This is a genomic window from Streptomyces sp. NBC_01171, assembly GCF_045039805.1.
GTDB lineage: Bacteria > Actinomycetota > Actinomycetes > Streptomycetales > Streptomycetaceae > Streptomyces.
On the sequence record NZ_CP108609.1, the window covers coordinates 3,889,621 to 3,905,468 of the forward strand.

Below are 15,848 nucleotides of genomic sequence, written 5' to 3' on the forward strand. Positions count from 1 at the left end.
CCCCCTTCTCCCCGCCGCGCCCGCCGTCCCCACCAGCCGCTTCGAGGTACCCCACGATGACCGACCAGCCGCCCTCCGGCCCGCCCCAGGACCAGCCGCCCACCCCGCCGACGCCGCCCGTCCCGCCGGCCAATCCCCAGCCCACGTACGGCTACCCGCAGGCACCCCCGCCGCAGCCGCAGCCCGGCTACGGCTACCCGGCCCAGCCGCAGCAGCCGGGCTACGGCTACCCCGCCCAGCCGCCCACGGTCGTGGCGGGCGGTGACATCCGCGCCAGGGAGAACCGCGCCATCGCGCTGATCGTCCTCGCGGCCGTCGTCGCCATCGGACTGATCATCGGCTCCGGCGTCTGGTACTCCCGTTCCTCCGACGGAGGTGGCGGCGGCACGCGCGCCGGGGGCGACAAGAACGGCACCGGCACCGCGACCGGTGGCAGGGAGCAGGTGCCGGACAACCCCGCCGCCGACGTCCTGTTCAAGGTCCCGCAGCCCAAGACCGAGGAGAACGTCGTCAGCACGCCGGGCTCCTGGCTGAGCACCGGCGTCTACGCCAAGAGCGGCATCGCCGAGATCACCGGCTACGACCCGGCCGACGGCCACAAGAAGTGGACGCTCAAGTTCCCCGGCCCGGTCTGCGCGGCCACCGACCACGTCACCGCTGACGGCCGCACCGGCATCGTCTACCAGCCCTCGATGCCGACCAAGACCAACCGCCCCGGCTGTACCCAGGTCGCGGGGATCGACGTGCGGGCCGGCACCAAGCTGTGGACCAAGTCGGTCGGCACGGGTGAGTTCGCCACCCAGTTCCAGAACGTCACCGTCGCCGGGAAGACCGTCGCGGTCGGCGGCTACAGCGGCGGCGCGGCCTACGACATCGGCACCGGCAAGGTGCTCTGGCAGCCCAAGCCCGGCGACGACTGCGACGACGTCGGCTACGGCGGCGGCACCAAGCTGGTCGCGGTGCGCAAGTGCGGTGCGTACGGCAACCGCACCCTCAGCATCCAGAACGTCGATCCCACCTCGGGCAAGGTGATCTCCGAGTACAAGATGGGCGCCGGCATCGAGTACGCGGGCATCGTCTCCACCGACCCGCTGGTGGTCGGCGCGGACGCCGGGCACAGCGCGAGCGGCGGCAGCGGTGTCTCGGACTACTTCTCCATCGACAACCGCACCGGCAGGCTGCTGGCCCGTATCCCGGTGTCGGGCGACACCTACAACGGCGAGTGCGACACCATCACCCGCGTCGAGGAGTGCAAGGGCGTCGCCGCGGGCGAGGGCAAGCTGTACCTGGCGACCAAGGAGCACAGCGGCGGCGGCAAGAGCAAGCTCAGCCGCACCAACGAGGTCGTCGCCTTCGACCTCGCCACCGGCAAGCAGACCGGCCAGCGGGCCGCGGCCGGCGAGGACTACACGCTCTTCCCGCTCCGCATGGACGGCGGCAACCTGATCGCGTACAAGAACCCGCCGTACGACAAGGGCGGCCAGGTCGTCAGCATCGACGGTGCGAGCTTCAAGTCCACGACGCTGATGGAGCTGCCCGCCGACCAGGCCGACCGTGCCCTGCAGACCGGTCTCCAGCCCGCCTACTCGGAGTACCGGTACAGCCAGGGCAAGCTGTTCATGGCGGCGCCCAACGCGGCCAAGCCGATCGGGAGCTTCGACAAGGACAAGAACTGCGTGGTCGCCTTCGGCACCCGCGACTGAGCGAAGCCCGCACGGCAGGCGCCCCGAGCGTGTAACTTCCGGGACAAGGGGACTGGGGGGTTGCTCTATGGGAGTGCGGCTCATGGTCGTCGACGACCACCGCCTGCTGGCGGAGGCGTTGGCGTCGGCGCTGAAGCTGCGCGGGCACCGGGTGCTCGCGGCGGCGGCGCCGGCCGCGGGCGCCGCCGAGCTGGTGATATCGCGGGCCCCCGAGGTGTGCCTGCTGGGCACGGCGGCACCCGCCGAGCCGGGCGCGTTCGACCCGGTGGCCCGCATCAAGCGGGAGCGCCCGCAGGTGGCCGTCCTGGTCCTCGGCCCGGTCCCCTCCCCGCGCGGCATCGCGGCCGCCTTCGCGGCGGGCGCCGCCGGGTACGTACGGCACGACGAGCGCATCGAGGGTGTCGAGCGGGCCATCCTGAAGGCCAGGGCCGGTGAGGCGGCCGTCGCCCCCCAACTGCTCCAGGGCGCCTTCGCGGAGCTGCTGAACCCGGCCGTGCAGCCCGACGACGAGGGCCAGCGGCTGCTCAGGCTGCTCACCCCGCGCGAGGTGGAGGTGCTGGTCCGGGTCGCCGACGGCGAGGACACCCGGCTGATCGCGGCCGGGATGGGGATAGCGCCCAGCACCGCCCGTACCCATGTGCAGCGGGTGCTGATGAAGCTGGGCGTCGGCTCCCGGCTGGAGGCGGCCGCCCTCGCGGCCCGCACCGGCCTGCTGGACCGCGCCGGAGCCGGCCCGCACACGACGGAGCCGGAGCTGTAGGTCCACAGCTCCGGCTCCGTCCCGCGCGTGAGGCTAGTGCACGGGCTCCTCGTCGCCCGCGTCCTCTGCGGGCAGCGGGGGCGGGGTCGGCCGCAGCTTCAGCCAGGCCAGGAAGAACACCCCGAGGAGCAGCATGCCGATGCCGGTCCACAGGTTGATGTTGACGCCCTCGGCCTTGTCGATCGCGGCCTGGGAGTCGGTGATGCCGGTGATCGTGACGATGACGCCGTACAGCACGAACAGGCCGCCGATGATGCGCCGCAGGTCGAAGATGCGGGCCGCGGTGGCGGACTTGCCCTCCAGCTCGGTGACCTCGCGCTGGACGTCGTGCTCGGTCGCGCCGTGCTCGGGGCGGGGGGATTCGTCGGTCATGGTTTCCTCATCCTCCCGCGATCAGAACGAGAACGGGATGTAGCAGGCGGCGGCCAGGACGACCGCGCCCCAGCCGAGCAGGGCGGGCTTGCGGTACCAGGCGTCGTCGCCCTCGGCGGGTGCCTCGGTCATGCCCGGCGAGGTGGTGCCGTAGACCAGGCCCTGGAGTTCCTCGGCCGGCTTGGGCTTGGTGAACAGCGACACCGCGACCATCACGACCGCGCCCGCGACGAAGCCCGCGATGGCGGAGACGAAGTTGGCGCCCTGGTCGGAGGGGATCGAGATGATGCCCTGCTTGTAGAAGACGAAGTAGTTGACCATCGCGGTCGCGGTACCGGCGAGCAGGCCCCAGAAGCCGGACTTGGCCGAGGCGCGCTTCCAGAACATGCCGACGATGAAGACCACGAACATCGGGACGTTGAAGAAGGAGAACAGCGTCTGGAGGTAGCTCATGATGTTCGAGAACGACGACGCCAGGAACGCCGTGCCGACCGACGCGGCGACACCGATCACGGTGATCCAGCGGCCGAAGCGGACGTAGTAGGCGTCCTCCTGGTCCGGCTTCACGTAGCGGGCCCAGATGTCGGTGGTGAACACCGTGTTGAAGGACGACACGTTGGCCGCCATGCCCGCCATGAACGCGGCGAGCAGACCGGTGACCGCGATGCCGAGCACACCGTTGGGCAGCAGCTCCTGCATCAGGTAGGGGATCGCGTCGTTGTACTGGAGCCCGGAGCCGGGCTGGCCGATCTTCGGGACCAGGGCGGCGGCGACCAGGCCGGGGATCATCACCAGGAAGACGATGAAGATCTTCGGGTAGGCCGCGATCAGCGGGGTGCGCTTGGAGGCGGAGAGGTTCTTCGCGGACAGCGCGCGCTGCACCTCGGCGAAGTTGGTCGTCCAGTAACCGAAGGACAGCACGAAGCCGAGGCCGAGCACGATGGTCAGCCAGTTGGCGCCCAGCGGGTTGGCGCTGCCGATGCCGGTGCCGCCCCAGGCGGTGGTGAAGTTGTGGCCGTGGGCCGCGTCCAGCTTGTGGGTCAGGCCGTCCCAGCCGCCGGCCTTCTTCAGGCCGAGGATGGTGATCGGGATGAGGGCGGCCAGGATCACGAAGAACTGGAGCACCTCGTTGTAGATCGCCGAGGAGAGACCGCCCAGCGTGATGTAGCCGAGCACGAAGGCGCCCGCCACCACGATGGCCACCCACTGCGGCCAGCCGAGCAGGGCCTCCACCACGATCGCCAGCGCGTACAGGTTCACGCCCGCGATCAGGATGGCGGCGAAGGCGAACAGGATCGAACTGAGCAGGTGGGCGGCCTTGTCGAAGCGCAGCAGCAGGAACTCGGGGACCGAGCGGACCTTGCTGCCGTAGTAGAAGGGCATCATCACCAGGCCGAGGAAGACCATGGCCGGGATGGCACCGATCCAGTACCAGTGCACGGTGTACGCGCCGTACTGGGCGCTGTTGGCCGCCATGCCCAGGATCTCGGTGGCCGCCAGGTTCGCCGAGATGAAGGCGAGGCCGGTGATCCAGGCGGGCAGCGAGCGTCCGGAGAGGAAGAAGTCCAGGCTGGTCTTCACCGAGCGGCGGGCCGCGAAGCCGATGCCGAGAACCACGACGAAGTAGATGGCCAGGATCGTGTAGTCGAGCCAGTTGGTGGGGAGCCGTAGCTCCGCCGCCAGATAGCTGGGGCCCGCCGCCAGGGGCGCGGGTCCGGTCGGGGGGGTCTGCATGAGAACTCGCTTCGTTGCGCGAACTGATCCAGAGCGGAACCTACGCCGCGGCGTTCATTATTTGAACAGTTCTGTTGGTGTTCTTTGTTCGATTGTGATCGTGCGACCCGTTGTCGAGTTGTGGTTTGTTATGTTTGATTGTGTTGAGTGAGAGCGAGGAGTCCGGCGTGAAGAAGACCTCGACCCGGCTGGCCGACGGGCGTGAGCTGGTCTACTACGACCTGCGGGACGACACCGTCCGCGACGCGGTGGACAAGCGGCCGCTGGAGCCCACGGTCACCGCCTCCGAGATCCGCCGGGACCCGCTGCTCGGCGACTCGGTGGCCGTCGCCTCCCACCGCCAGGGCCGCACCTACCACCCCCCGGCCGACGAGTGCCCGCTCTGCCCCAGCCGGGACGGGCGGCTCAGCGAGATCCCGGACTCCACCTACGACGTGGTCGTCTTCGAGAACCGCTTCCCCTCCCTCGCCGGTGACTCCGGCCGCTGCGAGGTCGTCTGCTTCACCTCCGACCACGACGCGTCCTTCGCCTCCCTCACCGACGAGCAGGCCCGGCTGGTGCTGGAGGCGTGGACCGACCGCACCGCCGAGCTGTCGCATCTGCCCTCCGTCAAGCAGGTCTTCTGTTTCGAGAACCGGGGCGCCGAGATCGGGGTGACGCTGGGTCACCCCCACGGCCAGATCTACGCCTACCCCTTCATCACCCCCCGCACCGCCCTGATGTTCCGCTCGCTCGCCGACCACAGGGCCGAGACGGGCGGGGAGAACCTCTTCGACGCCGTACTGGAACGGGAACTCGCCGGTGACCGGGTCGTCCTGGAGAGTGAACACTGGGCGGCCTTCGTCCCGTTCGCCGCGCACTGGCCCTACGAGGTCCACCTCTACCCCAAGCGCCGGGTGCCCGACCTGCTCGCGCTGGACGAGGCCGCGCGCACAGAGTTTCCCCAGGTCTATCTGGAACTCTTGAGGCGCTTCGACCGGATCTTCGGGCGGCCGGAGGGTGAGGAGGGCGACGAGGTGGAGGCGCCGACGCCGTACATCGCGGCCTGGCACCAGGCGCCGTTCGGCGACCTCCCCGGCTTCGACGGGGTGACGCGGGACGACTTCGCGCTCCACCTGGAGCTTTTCACCATCCGCCGCACTTCCGGCAAGCTGAAGTTCCTCGCGGGTTCCGAGTCCGGCATGAACGTCTTCATCAACGACGTGCCGCCGGAGCGCGCGGCCGAGCGACTGCGAGAGGTAGCGAGTTCATGAAGTACCTGGTGACGGGTGGCGCGGGTTATGTGGGCAGCGTCGTCGCCCAGCATCTGCTGGAGGCGGGGCACGAGGTCACCGTCCTCGACAATCTCTCCACCGGCTTCCGCGCGGGCGTGCCCGCCGGTGCCGCCTTCGTCGAGGGCGACATCCGCGATGCCGCGAAGTGGCTCGACCCGTCCTACGACGCGGTGCTGCACTTCGCCGCCTTCTCCCAGGTCGGCGAGTCGGTGGTGAAGCCGGAGAAGTACTGGGAGAACAACGTCGGCGGCACCATGGCCCTGCTCGCCGCCATGCGCGAGGCGGGCGTGAACCGGCTGGTCTTCTCCTCCACCGCCGCGACCTACGGCGAGCCCGAGGAGGTCCCGATCCCGGAGTCCGCCCCGACCCGGCCCACCAACCCCTACGGCGCCTCCAAGCTGGCCGTCGACCACATGATCACCAGCGAGGCGCAGGCCCACGGCCTGGCCGCCGTCTCCCTGCGCTACTTCAACGTGGCCGGCGCCTACGGCCCCTACGGCGAGCGCCACGACCCCGAGTCCCACCTCATCCCGCTCGTCCTCCAGGTCGCCCAGGGCCGCCGCGAGGCCATCTCGGTCTACGGCGACGACTACCCGACCCCCGACGGCACCTGCGTGCGCGACTACATCCACGTCGCCGACCTCGCCGACGCCCACCTGCTCGCCCTCGGCGCCGCCCGTTCCGGCGAGCACCTGATCTGCAACCTCGGTAACGGCAACGGCTTCTCCGTCCGCGAGGTCGTCGAGACCGCCCGCGAGGTCACCGGCCACCCCATCCCCGAGGTCACCGCCCCGCGCCGGGCCGGCGACCCGGCGGTGCTGGTGGCGTCGGCCGACACCGCACGCGCCACACTGGGGTGGAACCCGTCCCGCGCGGACCTCGCCGGGATCATCGCGGACGCCTGGGAGTTCGCGCGCGACACGCAGAGGGAGCACTAGTGGGGGCACAGCAGGTCCGGGAACGCTTCACCGAGCTGTACGGAGCGGCACCGGAAGGGGTGTGGGCGGCGCCGGGCCGGGTCAACCTGATCGGCGAACACACCGACTACAACGACGGCTTCGTCATGCCGTTCGCACTGCCGCACCAGGTCACCGCCGCCGTCTCCCGCCGCACCGACGGCCTTCTGCGGCTGCACTCGGCCGACATCGAGGGCGAGGTCGTCGAACTCGCCCTGGACGGCCTCGCGCCGGGCACCGACGACGACTGGACCGCGTACCCGGCGGGCGTGGTGTGGGCGCTGCGCGAGGCCGGGCACCCGGTCACCGGCGCCGACGTCCACCTCGCCTCCACCGTGCCGACCGGCGCCGGGCTGTCGTCCTCGGCCGCGCTGGAGGTCGTCGTCGCGCTCGCGCTGGACGACCTGTTCGGCCTGGACCTGCCGCGCTGGAAGCTGGCCCGGCTGTGCCAGCGCGCGGAGAACGTCTACGTCGGCGCGCCCACCGGCATCATGGACCAGACCGCGTCGGCCTGTTGCGAGGAGGGCCACGCGCTCTTCCTCGACACCCGCGACCTGTCGCAGCGGCAGATCCCGTTCGACCTGGCCGCCGAGGGCCTGCGCCTGCTGGTGATCGACACCCAGGTCAAGCACGCCCACAGCGGCGGCGAGTACGGCAAGCGCCGGGCCGGCTGCGAGAAGGGCGCCGCCCTGCTCGGCGTCGACGCGCTGCGCGACGTGGCGTACGACGACCTGGAGGCGGCGCTGGAGCGGCTCGGCGACGAGGACGAGGTGCGCCGGCTGGTGCGGCACATCGTCACCGAGAACCGGCGGGTCGAGCGGGTGGTGGAACTGCTGACCTCGGGCGACGTCCGGACCATCGGGCCGGTCCTCACCGAGGGCCACGCCTCGCTGCGCGACGACTTCCGCATCTCCTGCCCGGAGCTGGACCTCGCGGTCGACACCGCGCTGGCCGCCGGTGCGCTCGGCGCCCGGATGACCGGCGGCGGCTTCGGCGGCTCCGCGATCGCGCTGGCCGAGGCGTCCGCGGTGGACACCCTCACCAAGGCGGTCGAGGAGGCGTTCGCGGCGGCCGGGTACACCGCCCCGCGCGTCTTCGAGGCGGTGCCCTCGCCGGGCGCCCGCCGCCTGGGCTGAGCCCGGCGGCTTCAGCCGAGCCGCTTGGTCAGCGTGTACTCCGTGATCCCCGGTGGATAGTCGGGGATCACGGACACCACGTCGTAGCCGCGGTCCTTGTAGAACGCCGGGGCCTGGAAGTCCCAGGTCTCCACGCGGGAGCGCGCGCAGCCCCGGCCGGTGTGCGCGATGCGCTCGGCCTCGTCGAGCAGCCGGGAGCCGAAGCCCGCGCCCCGGTACCGGGCGTCCACCCACAGATAGGTGACGTGCAGCCAGCCCGCCCAGGTGTGCCCGACCAGCCCCCCGGCGAGTTCCCCCGCCGCGTCCAGCACCCACACGTGCAGCGGGGTGTGCCGGTCGCCCGGCGAGCCGCGCAGCGCGGCCAGCACCGGGGAGGCCGCCGTGTTGGTGTCCCGCAGCCGTGCGCGCAGCAGATCCCGTCGGTCCTTGTCCACTTCCGTCTCGATCCGAAACATGCGGCACACCATAAACGCGACGGCCGGTCAGTTCCGTCAATCGGCTCCCCCCGGCCGAGGGCCGCCCTTACGCTGAGGGGCCTCAAGAGCGGTACCGGTGGGGGCCGGTGGCCGATCAGGGGGCGGGACGGGCGGGTACGGGGACCGCGCCGGGGGTAGCAGTTTCCGCGACGGCGGCCGCCGCGCCGTTGCCGGGCCGTGGGTGACCCCTGCTCCAAGTGGAGCCTGGGGAAGGGGGTTTCGTGGTTCGCATCCGAGTGCTGGTCGTGGACGACCATCGCATCTTCGCCGAGTCACTGGCGGCGGCGCTGGCCGCCGAGCCCGACGTGGACGTGTCCGCCGCGGGCAGCGGCCCGGCCGCGCTGCGCTGTCTGGAGCGCGCCGCCACCGAGGGCCGCCGCTACGACGTGCTGCTGGTCGACGCCGACCTCGGCCGGGCACTGCCCGGTGGGCGGGCGGCGGTGCCGGTGCAGGCGGGCGACGCGGACGGCCTGGTGGACGGGATCTCGCTGGTCGCCGGGGTGCGCTCGGCACAGGCCGGGGTGCGCACGGTGGTCCTCGCCGAGAAGGACGACCCGCACCGGGCCGCGCTCGCGCTCCAGGCGGGCGCCTGCGGCTGGGTCGCCAAGGACTGCTCGCTGTCCCGGCTGCTCACCGTGATCCGGGGCGTGCTGCGGGACGAGACGCATCTGCCGGCCGCGCTGCTCACCGGCGTGCTCAAGGAGCTGACGGCGGCGCGCAAGCACCGCAGCGAGAGCGAGCGGCTGGTGCAGTCGCTGACCCCGCGCGAGCGGGAGGTGCTGCGCTGCATGGTCGCCGGGCTCGGCCGCAAGGCGGTCGCGGAACGGCTGTTCCTCTCCCCGCACACCGTGCGCACCCATATGCAGAACGTGCTGGGCAAGCTGGGCGTCCACTCCACGCTGGCCGCCGTGGCGCTGGCCCGGCGGGCCGGGGTGGGGCCGGTCGACCTAGCCGGGGACGTTGTCGAACGGGGCGGTCAACTGGCGTAGCAGCCCGGCGAGTTCGCCCCGCTGGGTGCGGGACAGCTCGCCGAGGATGGCCCGCTCCTGGGCCAGCAGGCCCGCGAGCGCCTCGTCGGCGCGGTCCCGGCCGGTGTCGGTCAGCCGGACCAGCACACCGCGCCGGTCGCTGGGGTCGGGCAGCCGCTCCACGAGGCCCTTCTTGGCCAGCCGGTCGATGCGGTTGGTCATCGTGCCCGAGGTGACCAGCGTCTGGGTGAGCAACTGGCCGGGGGAGAGCTGGTACGGGGTGCCGGCGCGGCGCAGCGCGGTCAGCACGTCGAACTCCCAGGGCTCCAACTGGTGCTCGGAGAAGGCGAGCCGGCGCGCGCGGTCCAGGTGCCGGGCCAGCCTGCTCACCCGGCTCAGCACTTCCAGCGGTTCCACGTCGAGGTCAGGGCGCTCCCGGCGCCACGCTGCGACCAGCCGATCGACCTCGTCCTCCATGGAGATCAGTGTAGTGGTTGTGTCGACGTGAAGTCTCTTGAAGCTGAGTATCTTGACATCAAGAGAAACTGTCCGGGAAGGTGGCTGTCATGACGACGCCCTCCTGGGACCCCGCCCAGTACCTCCGTCACTCCGGCCACCGGCTGCGCCCGTTCGTGGACCTGCTGGCCCGCGTCCCCGGCCTGCCCTCCGAGCGGCCCCGGATCGCCGACCTCGGCTGCGGCCCCGGCAACGCCACCGCGCTGCTCGCCGAACGCTGGCCCGGCGCGCGGGTCACCGGCTACGACAACTCGCCCGAGATGCTGGAGCGCGCCTGCGCCGAGCAGCCCGCGCTGGAGTTCGCCCCCGCCGACGCCCGCACCTGGACGCCCGAGGGGCCGCACGACCTGCTCTTCTCCAACGCCACCCTCCAGTGGGTGCCGAGCCACCTCGACCGGTTCGCGGACTGGATCACCGCGCTGAAGCCGGGCGGGGTCTTCGCCTTCCAGGTGCCGGACAACACTGACGCCCCGCTGCACACCCTGATGCGCGAACTCGCCGCCACACCCCGCTGGGCACCCCGCCTGGCCGACGTCCTGCGCGCCCCCGACTCCGTCCACGCCCCCGCCGTCTACCTGGACCACCTGGCCCGCCTCGGCTGCGCCACCGACGTCTGGCAGACCACGTACCAGCACGTCCTCCCCGGTGACGACCCGGTCCTGGACTGGGTCAAGGGCACCGGCCTCCGCCCCGCCCTGACCGCCCTGGCCGCCGACCCGGAAGCCAGGGACACCTTCGTCACCGAGTACCGCGACCTCCTCCGCGAGGCGTACCCGACGGCCCCCTACGGCACGGTCCTCCCCTTCCGTCGCCTGTTCGCGGTGGCGGTGAAGGGGGTCTGAGCCGTGCTGCGCGCGATCGACCACGTGCAGCTCGCGATGCCACCCGGTGCGGAGGACGCGCTGCGCGCCTTCTACGGCGGGGTGCTCGGCATGACGGAGGTACCCAAGCTCCCGGCCCTGGCGGCGCGCGGCGGCTGCTGGTTCCGGGCGGGCGGGGTCCAGATCCACCTGGGCGTCGAGAACGGCCTCCGCCCCGCGCGCAAGGCGCACCCGGGCCTGCTGGTCGCGGACCTCGACGCCTGCGCCGCCCGGCTGGCCGCCCACGGCGCGCCGGTGGAGTGGGACGCCGGGCTGCCCGGCCACCGCCGTTTCCACTCCGCGGACCCGGTCGGCAACCGATTGGAGTTCCTGCGGCCGAGGGGCTAGCTCTTGCGGTGACCTATCAGGCGGGGCTTCTGTTCCAGGCCGTCCAGGCCGTGCCAGGCGAGGTTGACGAGGTGGGCGGCCACCTCGGCCTTCTTGGGGCGGCGGACGTCGAGCCACCACTGGCCGGTGAGGGCGACCATGCCGACCAGGGCCTGGGCGTAGAGGGGGGCGAGCTTGGAGTCGAAGCCGCGGCTCTTGAACTCGCGGCCCAGGATGTCCTCCACCTGGGTGGCGATGTCGGAGATCAGCGAGGCGAAGGAACCCGTGGACTGCGGGATGGGGGAGTCGCGGACGAGGATGCGGAAACCGTCCGTGTACTCCTCGATGTAGTCCAGCAGTGCGAACGCGGCCTGCTCGCACAGCTCACGGGGGTGGCCGGCGGTGAGCGAGCCGGTGACCATCTCCAGCAGGCACCGCATCTCCCGGTCCACCACGACCGCGTACAGCCCCTCCTTGCCGCCGAAGTGCTCGTACACCACCGGCTTGGAGACCCCGGCCTTGGCCGCGATCTCCTCCACCGACGTGCCCTCGAAACCCTTCGCCGCGAAGAGGGTCCGGCCGATCTCCAGCAACTGCTGGCGGCGCTCCGCACCGGTCATCCGGGTCCGGCGGGTCCGCCGCGTCTTGTCGTCGCTCGAGGTGCTGCTGGAGTCGGTGGCCACGCTGTCAATCATGCCGCCTTCGCGGCAGCCTTCCCTCGTCGGGAGGAACCGTCGCCGTCGGTGCGGCGCGAATCGATACGCGAGCGTGACGGCCAGCGCACGTCATAGGCCCAGCCGAGCTTCTCGAACCAGCGGATGATCCGGGCCGAGGAGTCGATCTGCCCGCGCTCCACCCCGTGCCGCGCGGAGGTCGGGTCGGCGTGGTGCAGGTTGTGCCAGGACTCGCCGCAGGACAGCACGGCCAGCCACCACACGTTGCCCGAGCGGTCGCGGGACTTGAACGGGCGCTTGCCCACCGCGTGGCAGATCGAGTTGATCGACCACGTCACGTGGTGCAGCAGGGCCACCCGGACGAGTGAGCCCCAGAAGAACCCGGTGAAGGCGCCCCACCAGGACATCGTCGCCAGCCCGCCGATCAGCGGGGGCAGCAGCAGCGAGACGGCCGTCCACAGCGCGAACTGCCGGGAGATGGCCCGCATGTCCGGGTCCTTGACCAGGTCCGGCGCGTACTTCTCCTGCGGGGTCTGCTCCTCGTCGAACATCCAGGCGATGTGGGCCCACCACAGGCCCTTCATCAGCGCGGGGAGCGTCTCCCCGAACCGCCACGGCGAGTGGGGGTCGCCCTCGGCGTCGGAGAACTTGTGGTGCCTGCGGTGGTCGGCCACCCAGCGCACCAGCGGCCCCTCCACCGCCATCGACCCCATGATCGCCAGCGCGATCCGGAGCGGCCGCTTCGCCTTGAAGGAGCCGTGGGTGAAGTAGCGGTGGAAGCCGATCGTGATGCCGTGGCACCCCAGGAAGTAGAAGAACACCAGCAGGCCCAGGTCGAGCCAGCTCACCCCCCAGCCCCACACCAGCGGCACGGTCGCCAGCAGGGCCAGGAACGGTACGACGATGAACACCAGGAGCGCGAGCTGTTCGATCGAGCGCTTCTGTTCGCCGCCCAGCGTGGCGGAGGCGCCATCGGGGCGGGCTTCGTCGATCACATCGGAACTACTTGAGGTCATGCGCGTCCCCTGTGGGGTCGAGGGCGGGGGTCGAGGCAGTACCGGACAGGTATGGAACGGACGGGACGTCCCTACGGTTCCGTAACCTACGGCGTCGTAAGTATGTCAGCGGTTCGGCCGGCGGCAAGAGCCCGAGATCCTGCGCGTCAGCCGGGCCACCTATCCTTGGAGACGGTCGGACAGCGCGGTCCGCTCTGTTTACTTCCCGGACGTTCCGGCCGGTATGCGGCGTTTTGCCGTGTGATGGATGGGTGTCCGGGTTCCCTCCGGATGAGCTTCAACACCGCAAGGAGCCGCACCTGTGAGCAGTGTCGACGACCAGACCACCACGAACGGCCAGGCGCTGCGCGCCGACATCCGGCGTCTGGGCGATCTCCTGGGCGAGACCCTCGTCCGCCAGGAGGGCCCGGAGCTGCTGGAGCTGGTCGAGAAGGTCCGCCGCCTCACCCGCGAGGACGGCGAGGCCGCGGCCGAGCTGCTGCGCGGCACCGAGCTGGAGACCGCCGCCAAGCTGGTGCGCGCCTTCTCCACCTACTTCCACCTCGCCAACGTCACCGAGCAGGTGCACCGCGGCCGCGAGCTGCGCGCCCGGCGTGCCAGTGAGGGCGGTCTGCTCTCCCGCACCGCCGACCGGCTCAAGGACGCCGACCCCGAGCACCTGCGGGACACCGTCCGCAACCTGAACGTGCGCCCGGTCTTCACCGCCCACCCCACCGAGGCCGCCCGCCGCTCGGTCCTCAACAAGCTGCGCCGGATCGCGGAACTCCTGGACACCCCCGTCCTCGACTCCGACCGCCGCCGCCACGACGTACGGCTCGCCGAGAACATCGACCTCGTCTGGCAGACCGACGAACTGCGCGTGGTCCGCCCCGAGCCCACCGACGAGGCCCGCAACGCCATCTACTACCTGGACGAGCTGCACGCCGACGCCGTCGGGGACGTGCTGGAGGACCTCACCGCCGAGCTGGAGCGGGTCGGCGTCACCCTGCCGCCCGACACCCGCCCGCTCACCTTCGGCACCTGGATCGGCGGCGACCGCGACGGCAACCCCAACGTCACCCCCCAGGTCACCTGGGACGTGCTGATCCTCCAGCACGAGCACGGCATCAACGACGCGCTGGAGATGATCGACCAGCTCCGCGGCCTGCTCTCCAACTCCATCCGCTACGCGGGCGCCACCGAGGAACTCCTGGACTCCCTGGAGGCCGACCTGGAGCGCCTGCCGGAGATCAGCCCCCGCTACAAGCGGCTCAACGCCGAGGAGCCCTACCGGCTCAAGGCCACCGCGATCCGGCAGAAGCTGGAGAACACCAAGCAGCGCCTGGCCCGCAACACCCCGCACGAGGACGGCCGGGACTACCTGGGCACCGCCGAACTCCTCGCCGACCTGCGGATCATCCAGACCTCCCTGCGCGAGCACCGCGGCGCCCTCTTCGCAGACGGCCGCATCGACCGCGTCATCCGCACCCTGGCCGCCTTCGGTCTCCAGCTCGCCACCATGGACGTCCGCGAGCACGCCGACGCCCACCACCACGCCCTCGGCCAGCTCTTCGACCGGCTCGGCGAGGAGTCCTGGCGCTACGCCGACATGCCCCGCGAGTACCGCGCCAAGCTGCTCGCCAAGGAGCTGCGCTCGCGCCGCCCGCTCGCCCCGAGCCCGGCCCCCGTCGACGCGGCCGCCGCCAAGACCCTGGGCGTCTTCCAGACCGTCAAGCGGGCGCTGGAGGTCTTCGGGCCCGAGGTCATCGAGTCGTACATCATCTCGATGTGCCAGGGCGCCGACGACGTGTTCGCCGCGACCGTGCTGGCCCGCGAGGCCGGACTGCTCGACCTGCACGCCGGCTGGGCCAAGATCGGCATCGTGCCGCTGCTGGAGACCACCGACGAGCTGAAGGCCGCCGACACCATCCTGGAGGACATGCTCTCCGACCCGTCCTACCGGCGCCTGGTCGCGCTGCGCGGGGACGTCCAGGAGGTCATGCTCGGCTACTCCGACTCCTCCAAGTTCGGCGGCATCACCACCAGCCAGTGGGAGATCCACCGCGCCCAGCGCCGGCTGCGGGACGTCGCCCACCGCTACGGGGTGCGGCTGCGCCTCTTCCACGGCCGCGGCGGCACCGTCGGCCGCGGCGGCGGCCCCTCGCACGACGCGATCCTCGCCCAGCCCTGGGGCACCCTGGAGGGCGAGATCAAGGTGACCGAGCAGGGCGAGGTCATCTCCGACAAGTACCTGATCCCGTCCCTCGCGCGGGAGAACCTGGAGCTGACGGTCGCGGCCACCCTCCAGGCGTCCGCCCTGCACACCGCGCCCCGCCAGTCCGACGAGGCGCTCGCCCGCTGGGACGCGGCCATGGACGTCGTCTCCGACGCCGCCCACGCCGCCTACCGCCGGCTCGTCGAGGACCCCGACCTGCCGACGTACTTCCTCGCCTCCACGCCGGTCGACCAGCTCGCCGAGCTGCACCTGGGCTCGCGGCCCTCCCGCCGTCCCGGCTCGGGCGTCTCGCTCGACGGACTGCGCGCCATCCCGTGGGTGTTCGGCTGGACCCAGTCCCGGCAGATCGTGCCCGGCTGGTTCGGCGTCGGCTCGGGCCTGAAGGCGCTGCGCGAGGCGGGTCTGCGGCAGGAAGGGGACACCGTGCTCGGCGAGATGCACGAACAGTGGCACTTCTTCCGGAACTTCATCTCCAACGTCGAGATGACCCTCGCCAAGACCGACCTGCGCATCGCCCAGCACTACGTCGACACCCTCGTCCCCGACGAGCTGAAGCACGTCTTCGACACCATCAAGGCCGAGCACGAGCTGACCGTCGCCGAGGTGCTGCGCATCACCGGTGAGAGCGAACTCCTCGCCGCACAGCCCGAGTTGCGGCAGACCCTCGGCATCCGCGACGCCTACCTGGACCCGATCTCCTACCTCCAGGTGGCCCTGCTCAAGCGCCAGCGCGACGCGGCGGCCGCGGGCGAGGAACCCGATCCCACCCTGGGCCGCGCCCTGCTGCTCACCGTCAACGGCGTCGCGGCGGGCCTGCGCAACACCGGCTGACCCGAAGCACGTACGCCGGTGCCCCCGGAA

Annotated in this window: 15 protein-coding genes; 9 read left to right on the forward strand and 6 right to left on the reverse strand. The window is 71.5% G+C overall.

Annotation, left to right across the window (positions count from 1 at the left end):
* Nucleotides 1–56: 56 nt before the first annotated feature.
* Nucleotides 57–1,703 carry a PQQ-binding-like beta-propeller repeat protein gene (locus OG448_RS18085; RefSeq protein WP_405555084.1) on the forward strand — a complete coding sequence of 549 codons (1,647 nt, stop codon included), beginning with the start codon at nt 57–59 and terminating at the stop codon, nt 1,701–1,703.
* A 67-nt stretch (nt 1,704–1,770) separates the two neighbouring features.
* Entirely contained in the window at nt 1,771–2,463 is a 693-nt protein-coding gene (locus tag OG448_RS18090) for a LuxR C-terminal-related transcriptional regulator (RefSeq protein ID WP_391298941.1), read from the forward strand.
* A gap of 33 nt (nt 2,464–2,496) precedes the next feature.
* Here OG448_RS18090 and OG448_RS18095 read toward each other — a convergent pair whose 3' ends face one another.
* Together OG448_RS18095 and OG448_RS18100 are read right to left on the reverse strand one after the other, a co-directional pair.
* Nucleotides 2,497–2,835 (reverse strand): hypothetical protein, encoded by a 339-nt coding sequence (locus tag OG448_RS18095; RefSeq protein ID WP_391298939.1) that lies wholly within the window; start codon nt 2,833–2,835, stop codon nt 2,497–2,499.
* A 21-nt stretch (nt 2,836–2,856) separates the two neighbouring features.
* Complete coding sequence (locus OG448_RS18100; protein ID WP_391298937.1) at nt 2,857–4,569, reverse strand: sodium:solute symporter family transporter; 1,713 nt, start codon at nt 4,567–4,569, stop codon at nt 2,857–2,859.
* A gap of 167 nt (nt 4,570–4,736) precedes the next feature.
* Here OG448_RS18100 and galT point away from each other — a divergent pair, with 167 nt between their 5' ends.
* The 3 genes from galT to galK are packed head-to-tail and all read left to right on the forward strand — an operon-like array spanning nt 4,737 to nt 7,935.
* A complete protein-coding gene (gene galT / locus OG448_RS18105) occupies nt 4,737–5,822 on the forward strand; it encodes a galactose-1-phosphate uridylyltransferase (protein ID WP_405555086.1) in 1,086 nt (361 codons plus the stop codon).
* A complete protein-coding gene (gene galE / locus OG448_RS18110) occupies nt 5,819–6,781 on the forward strand; it encodes a UDP-glucose 4-epimerase GalE (RefSeq protein ID WP_405555088.1) in 963 nt (320 codons plus the stop codon). The genes galT and galE overlap by 4 nt, the downstream gene beginning before the upstream one ends.
* Nucleotides 6,781–7,935 carry a galactokinase gene (galK, locus tag OG448_RS18115; RefSeq protein WP_405555090.1) on the forward strand — a complete coding sequence of 385 codons (1,155 nt, stop codon included), beginning with the start codon at nt 6,781–6,783 and terminating at the stop codon, nt 7,933–7,935. The genes galE and galK overlap by 1 nt, the downstream gene beginning before the upstream one ends.
* Nucleotides 7,936–7,946: 11 nt before the next feature.
* On the opposite strand, the gene OG448_RS18120 is transcribed toward galK, so the two are convergent.
* Nucleotides 7,947–8,402 carry a GNAT family N-acetyltransferase gene (locus tag OG448_RS18120; RefSeq protein WP_405555091.1) on the reverse strand — a complete coding sequence of 152 codons (456 nt, stop codon included), beginning with the start codon at nt 8,400–8,402 and terminating at the stop codon, nt 7,947–7,949.
* 230 nt (nt 8,403–8,632) lie between these two features.
* On the opposite strand from OG448_RS18120, the gene OG448_RS18125 reads away from it, so the two are divergent.
* Nucleotides 8,633–9,400 carry a LuxR C-terminal-related transcriptional regulator gene (locus tag OG448_RS18125; protein WP_405555093.1) on the forward strand — a complete coding sequence of 256 codons (768 nt, stop codon included), beginning with the start codon at nt 8,633–8,635 and terminating at the stop codon, nt 9,398–9,400.
* Here OG448_RS18125 and tamR read toward each other — a convergent pair.
* Nucleotides 9,359–9,856: a MarR family transcriptional regulator TamR gene (gene tamR, locus OG448_RS18130; protein ID WP_130338675.1), complete on the reverse strand. Its 498-nt coding sequence runs from the start codon at nt 9,854–9,856 to the stop codon at nt 9,359–9,361. The two genes, OG448_RS18125 and tamR, sit on opposite strands and share 42 nt — an antisense overlap.
* A gap of 89 nt (nt 9,857–9,945) precedes the next feature.
* Between tamR and OG448_RS18135 the strand changes: the two genes are divergently transcribed.
* On the forward strand, nt 9,946–10,737 hold the full coding sequence (locus OG448_RS18135) for a trans-aconitate 2-methyltransferase (protein WP_405555094.1): 792 nt from the start codon (nt 9,946–9,948) through the stop codon (nt 10,735–10,737).
* Nucleotides 10,738–10,740: 3 nt separating this feature from the next.
* Entirely contained in the window at nt 10,741–11,103 is a 363-nt protein-coding gene (locus OG448_RS18140; RefSeq protein ID WP_405555096.1) for a VOC family protein, read from the forward strand.
* On the opposite strand, the gene OG448_RS18145 is transcribed toward OG448_RS18140, so the two are convergent.
* Together OG448_RS18145 and OG448_RS18150 are read right to left on the reverse strand one after the other, a co-directional pair.
* Nucleotides 11,100–11,777, reverse strand: coding sequence for a TetR family transcriptional regulator (locus OG448_RS18145; protein WP_405555097.1), 678 nt, complete (start codon nt 11,775–11,777; stop codon nt 11,100–11,102). The two genes, OG448_RS18140 and OG448_RS18145, sit on opposite strands and share 4 nt — an antisense overlap.
* Nucleotides 11,774–12,772: an acyl-CoA desaturase gene (locus OG448_RS18150; protein WP_405555098.1), complete on the reverse strand. Its 999-nt coding sequence runs from the start codon at nt 12,770–12,772 to the stop codon at nt 11,774–11,776. Before OG448_RS18150 ends, OG448_RS18145 begins: the two co-directional genes overlap by 4 nt.
* 301 nt (nt 12,773–13,073) lie before the next feature.
* Between OG448_RS18150 and ppc the strand changes: the two genes are divergently transcribed.
* Nucleotides 13,074–15,818: a phosphoenolpyruvate carboxylase gene (gene ppc / locus OG448_RS18155; protein WP_405555099.1), complete on the forward strand. Its 2,745-nt coding sequence runs from the start codon at nt 13,074–13,076 to the stop codon at nt 15,816–15,818.
* The last annotated feature ends 30 nt before the right edge of the window (nt 15,819–15,848 follow it).